A 5,015-nucleotide genomic window follows, 5' to 3' on the forward strand; every position below is an offset into this window, starting at 1 on the left:
CGCAAAACGCATCCTAGGCACAAGCCCGAGGGTTGCAGCTGCCAGAGGCGGCGCTGGCAGATTTGGCAAGCGAGCCAAGAATCATCCGCCAAAGGCGCCGGCACGGCCCCGCGTCCTGGCTCCGCCCGATCAACGCCGGCCACCAGTTCGGCAATGCTTTCTACCAAACGGGTAGCGGCCTGCGCCATTGCACCACGTCGGATCAGCTATTCTGAGGGCAAGACGACGCGCCACTTGCGACGAGGAGAGGCCGCGCTTGTCATTATCGGCTGCCCGCGATGGCCGTTGAGCACATATCGTCCCGCACGGACAGGGAGATCGAATCATGAGCGCAAAGCTTCCTACGCATTACGAAAAGATCAAAGAGATCTTTCCGGAGGTCTTCGAGGCCTCGATCGAGCTCGGCAAGAAAGTGCATGCCGCCGGCCCGATCGATGAAAAAACAGCGCACCTGATCCAGCTTGCCGCCGCGGTGGCGCTCGACTCACAAGGCGCCGTGCATTCGCATACCCGACGAGCCCTCGCGGCAGGCAGCAGCAAGGAAGAGATCTATCATGCATTGCTGCTGTTGATGAGCACGGTCGGCTTTCCACGCACCGCGGCGGCGCTCTCCTGGGTGCAGGACGTGCTCCCGAGCGATTGACGATCCGCGAAATCGCAAACGTCTTCTCGATAGTACGGCAATGCAGTGGCGCGTGGCTCGACGATGCTCGAAGCCCTGTGCACGGCGGCGGGCGGCGGGGCAGCGACACAGCGGTCGCGCGCGCAGTAATCCGCTCGATGGGGCAACCCGCAGAACGGCTCGCTGATCACGAGCGCATAGCAGGATTCCGCAACCCAACCACGCGCCCCCACTTCCGAGAAGACTTCCGCGCCGTTAGGCCGTGACGAACCCCTCGCCATCCATCTCCATGGATTCAGTGCCTTGCCACGTTCAAACATGACTCAGATAATCTCGTTCTATAGGCTGCGGGGTGCCGCCCTCCCCCCCCTCCTTTGAAAGCCACGCGGCCACCTTCCCACCCGCGGCCAGGCCTGCCTAGGCGCCCCCGCAAGCCGGCAGCTCACCGCGCTCGTCACCGAAAGCAAATCCGTCGCTTGCGCTCTCAGGTACGGTGTCACGTCGGCGAGGCTCGAGTTGAGGCATCCGAATGGCCTAGCTACCATCAAGGTTAGGCGTATACCTGCTGAACGTGAATCAAGCGACAAGACGCCACCGCGCAGCCCGACGGTGGCTCCGGGGGCGAGGCCATGACGAAGGGCTATCAATGGAGTCTCTGCGCGTTGCGGTGCGTGAATACACGAGGCCTGCTCACCGGCGGCTTGAGGACGCCTTGGCCCTCACGGATCGGCCTTGCACGATGACGCGCTACCGTCTTCTGCTGGGCGCGTTCGCCGGCTTCTACGGCCCGCTGGAGGCACGCTTGGCGGCTTTTCCGCAGTGGCGGCATATCGGCATCGACTACCCGAGGCGGCGCAAGCTTCCCTGGCTCATATCCGATTTGATCGCCCTCGGCGCAACCCCGTCGACCCTCCGGGCACTCCCGCGCTGTTCGGACCTGCCATCTGCTGACACCTTCGAGCGCGCGGTGGGCTGCGCCTATGTGCTCGAGGGGGCAACAATCGGCGGCCGGCGCATCCGCAGCATCCTGGAGCCGCAACTCGCTTTGAGCCCCGAATGCGGAACACGATTTTTTCACAGCTACGGGGATGAGCTCGGGGCGATGTGGCGTCAATTCGAGACCGCGATTCCCAGGGCCGCCAACACGCCCGAACAGCGACAGCGCCTCCTCGAGGCGGCCGATCAGACCTTCGCCGCCATGCACCGATGGGTATGCTCGATCGAGGGTTTGGTCGAACGAGCCCACTCGACGTGCTGAGGTCAAACGAACCCGTGGATATCAGCCACTGCGATCGCGAACCGATCCACGTTCCCGGAAGCATTCAGCCGCACGGGCTGCTGTTCGTGTTGCATGGTCACGAGCTGCGGGTGATCCAGGTCAGCGAGAACGTGCAGAGCCACCTTGGCCTGCCTCTCGAAGCCGTGCTCGACCAACCCATCGAGCGCATTTTGTGCCCACACGGTACGCGACGTCTTCGAGAGGTGCTCGCGCGCGAAGTTCAAGGTTTGCAGGCCTTCGGTGCGGTGGAGGCGACCGCCGGCACGGCACGCCCACGCTATGAAGCGGTGGTGCACCGCTCACAGGGGCTGGTCGTGCTGGAACTCGAGCCGGCCGTCGACGACGATGCGAGAGCCGAGCTGAAGCTGCTGCTGAACGCGGCAATGACCCAGCTGCGCGAGGCCCGCACGGTGAAACACTTGTGCGAGCTGGCAGCACGGCACGCAGCGCAGATCACGGGCTTTCACCGCGCGATGATCTATCAGTTCGATCCTCACTGGAATGGGGAAGTACTGGCCGAATACCTTGCCAGACCCGACGATTCCTACTTGGGCCTGCGGTACCCGGCCTCGGACATCCCCGCTCAGGCACGCAGGCTCTATCGCAAGAACCCTTTGCGACTGATCATGGATGTCGGCTACCGTCCGGCGGCGCTGGTGCCCGCCGAGAATCCGGTAACCCGGCAGCCGCTGGACATGAGCTTCAGCGTCCTGCGCAGCGTCTCGCCCATCCATGTGGAATATCTGAAAAACATGCGGGTGGGCTCGTCGATGTCCGTATCCTTGCTGGTCCGAGGTCGCCTCTGGGGCCTGATCGCTTGTCATCACCGCAGCCCGCACTATGTGCCCTACGCGCAGCGGGCACTTTGCCAGCTGCTCGGGGATTTGGTTTCGATGCAGATCGAATTGCACGAAGCCGCGACCGAGACAACCGAGCAGGCTCGCTGTCGCACCGTGCAAGCCTCGCTTGCGGCGGCGATGAGCCGCGCGAAAGAGATGTTCGCCGCCCTGCTGCGCAATGAGCCGAACCTGCTCGATTTCCTGCCGGCCGGCGGGGTCGCCGTTGTGTCCGGGTCCGACGTTCACCTGCGCGGTAATACGCCATCGCCGAACGAGATCCTCGAACTCGCACGCTGGCTCAACGAGCGCGCAGAAGCACTGTATCACACCGACCGGCTGGGCGAGGCGTACGGACCGGCCCGGGCGTACAGCGATCGGGCCAGTGGTTTGCTGGCAATCCGCCTCTCCGGGTCGCCGGCCCCGTACTTGTTGTGGTTCCGCCCGGAACTCATCCACGCTGTGCGCTGGGCTGGCAAACCGCAAAAGCCGGTGGAACGGCCCGCCGACGACAAGCTGCGCCCGAGGCGAAGCTTCGAGGAATGGAAAGAGACGGTGCGCGGTACCAGCGAGCGGTGGCGCCCGCGTCAAGTCCGCGCGGCCGCCGAGTTACGCGCCGCCCTCGTGGAGGTCATCGCCCATCGGGAAAGCGAGCTGGCCGAGCTGCGGGCCCTGCAACGCAGCAATGAGGCGCTGGATTCGTTCACCACGATGGTCTCGCATGACGTACGTGAACCGCTCGCGGGCATTCAGCTGTATCTGAAACTGTTGGCGCCCGAGGTCGAAGAAAAGCTCGACAAGACGCAGCACAAGTACCTCTCGCACGCCCTGGAATTCGCCGTCGAGGCAAACGAGATGATCCGGCGGCTTCAGAACTTTTCCCGTTTGGCGAACGTGCACCTGGCCTTCGAACCAACCGACCTCGACGCGGCTTTGCAACGGGTATTGCACATGCTGCACCCTCGCATCAGGCAAGCGGGCGCGGAGATACGCGTGCCGTCACCGTTGCCGACCGTCGTCTGCGATCAGGCGAGAATCGGCGACGTCTTCAGCAACCTCATCACCAACGCCGCCAAGTACAACGACAAGCCGGACAAATGGATTGAAATCGGTTACTTCACGACGAGCGAAAACCAAAATGACGGCGAGGCACACGACCTGCCACACACGTTCTACGTGCGAGACAACGGCGTGGGAATCGGCCCCGAGCATATCCCGCGTATTTTCGACGTCTTCTACCGGCAGCACGAGCACAAGGCGCTCGCTGAAGGCAGCGGCATGGGTTTGGCAATCGTCAAGGCGATCATCGAACGGCATCGCGGGCGTATCTGGGTCGACTCCGTGCCCCGCGAGGGCACAACATTCTATTTCACGCTAGCGGCTGATTGAGCAGTATTTTTTATTGCAGCGTAACCGCGCCCGCCAACCTGGCGCTGGAAAGTTTACTTCTGAATTGTCGCCTCGACGGGGAAGCTTACGTTCGCGCGGGTGCCCAACGCCAAAGTGCGTGAGGTCTCGATGATGCTCAAGGCCATGCATGCCTGCGAAGACCGCACGGCGGCCCAGGAGAAAGCCGAGTCTCGGTGATCGCCAAGCTCGAGGCGATAAAGCTGCCAGAAGCGGCCGCTGCGGTACACGAGTCCATTGCCGAGACGCTGACCTACTATGGCTTTCCGGACTCACACTGGCGGCGTATTCGCACGAACACCCCCCTGGAGCGGATTATGCGCGAGATCCGGCGCCGCACCCGAGTGGTCGCCGTTTTCCCGGATAGCCACGCGAAAGATTCTGGACGCTACCGACGGCGAACCTCCTCCTCACGCAACGCCTCGTCCTCGCGCGGCGTGCTGCGCAGGCCGTTCTCGGCGCCCGACAGGAACCGCTTCTGCCAGCCCTCGACCTCGGCGAGCGTCAGGCCGTGCTTTCGCGCCGCCTCCTGGGCCGACATCTCACCGTGCAAGGTGCTCAGCACAACTGCCGGGCGGCACTTCGCTGTCCAACGCTGAACCGGTTTCTCTGACGCCACGTTCCATCTCCATCTGGCTGCTGCCAGAGTGTCTAAACGGTGGCTTGGCTTTCAAGGCGAGCACGATAAACAGTCACTACTCCAATGCCTCACCCATGCGCGGGGTGTAATCTGCCGCGCCCCGAGCGACACGTCCGAATAATCCTGCCATGCCTGCCGATGTGTCCATGTAAGGGCGAGGCGCGCGATAGGTCACGACCGGGCAGGGGGCCCGTGCCGCCACGTATTTGACCATGCTGCGCCGCAGCACAC

General features: G+C 63.3%; 5 protein-coding genes and 1 pseudogene. 4 read left to right on the plus strand and 2 right to left on the minus strand.

The window, feature by feature from the left end:
* The first annotated feature begins 325 nt into the window (after positions 1–325).
* From AC52Q4_RS13220 to AC52Q4_RS13230, 3 genes are all read left to right on the plus strand, one after another.
* Positions 326–643, plus strand: a complete 318-nt coding sequence (locus tag AC52Q4_RS13220; RefSeq protein WP_495537265.1) for a carboxymuconolactone decarboxylase family protein — start codon at positions 326–328, stop codon at positions 641–643.
* Positions 644–1,268: 625 nt separating this feature from the next.
* The gene (locus AC52Q4_RS13225) at positions 1,269–1,880 is read left to right on the plus strand and encodes a biliverdin-producing heme oxygenase (RefSeq protein ID WP_495537266.1); all 612 of its coding nucleotides are present in this window, start codon (positions 1,269–1,271) and stop codon (positions 1,878–1,880) included.
* The gene (locus tag AC52Q4_RS13230; RefSeq protein ID WP_495537267.1) at positions 1,874–4,126 is read left to right on the plus strand and encodes an ATP-binding protein; all 2,253 of its coding nucleotides are present in this window, start codon (positions 1,874–1,876) and stop codon (positions 4,124–4,126) included. Before AC52Q4_RS13225 ends, AC52Q4_RS13230 begins: the two co-directional genes overlap by 7 nt.
* A 53-nt stretch (positions 4,127–4,179) precedes the next feature.
* Here the strand turns inward: AC52Q4_RS13230 and AC52Q4_RS13235 are convergent, their stop codons facing one another.
* Positions 4,180–4,374 (minus strand): hypothetical protein, encoded by a 195-nt coding sequence (locus tag AC52Q4_RS13235; protein ID WP_495537268.1) that lies wholly within the window; start codon positions 4,372–4,374, stop codon positions 4,180–4,182.
* Here AC52Q4_RS13235 and AC52Q4_RS13240 point away from each other — a divergent pair.
* Positions 4,321–4,458, plus strand: a pseudogene (locus tag AC52Q4_RS13240) (transposase); the annotation flags it as partial. The gene AC52Q4_RS13235 and the pseudogene AC52Q4_RS13240 sit on opposite strands and share 54 nt — an antisense overlap.
* Positions 4,459–4,532: 74 nt before the next feature.
* Here the strand turns inward: AC52Q4_RS13240 and AC52Q4_RS13245 are convergent.
* The gene (locus AC52Q4_RS13245; protein ID WP_495537269.1) at positions 4,533–4,763 is read right to left on the minus strand and encodes a DUF1153 domain-containing protein; all 231 of its coding nucleotides are present in this window, start codon (positions 4,761–4,763) and stop codon (positions 4,533–4,535) included.
* Between the last annotated feature and the right edge of the window lie 252 nt (positions 4,764–5,015).

This window comes from Nitrococcus sp. (assembly GCF_059432795.1).

What these genes read in the sequence shown, in the direction of transcription:
- AC52Q4_RS13225 (WP_495537266.1), top strand. Translation starts at nt 1,269, where the DNA reads ATGGAGTCTCTGCGCGTTGCGGTGCGTGAATACACGAGGCCTGCTCAC.
- AC52Q4_RS13220 (WP_495537265.1), top strand. Translation starts at nt 326, where the DNA reads ATGAGCGCAAAGCTTCCTACGCATTACGAAAAGATCAAAGAGATCTTT.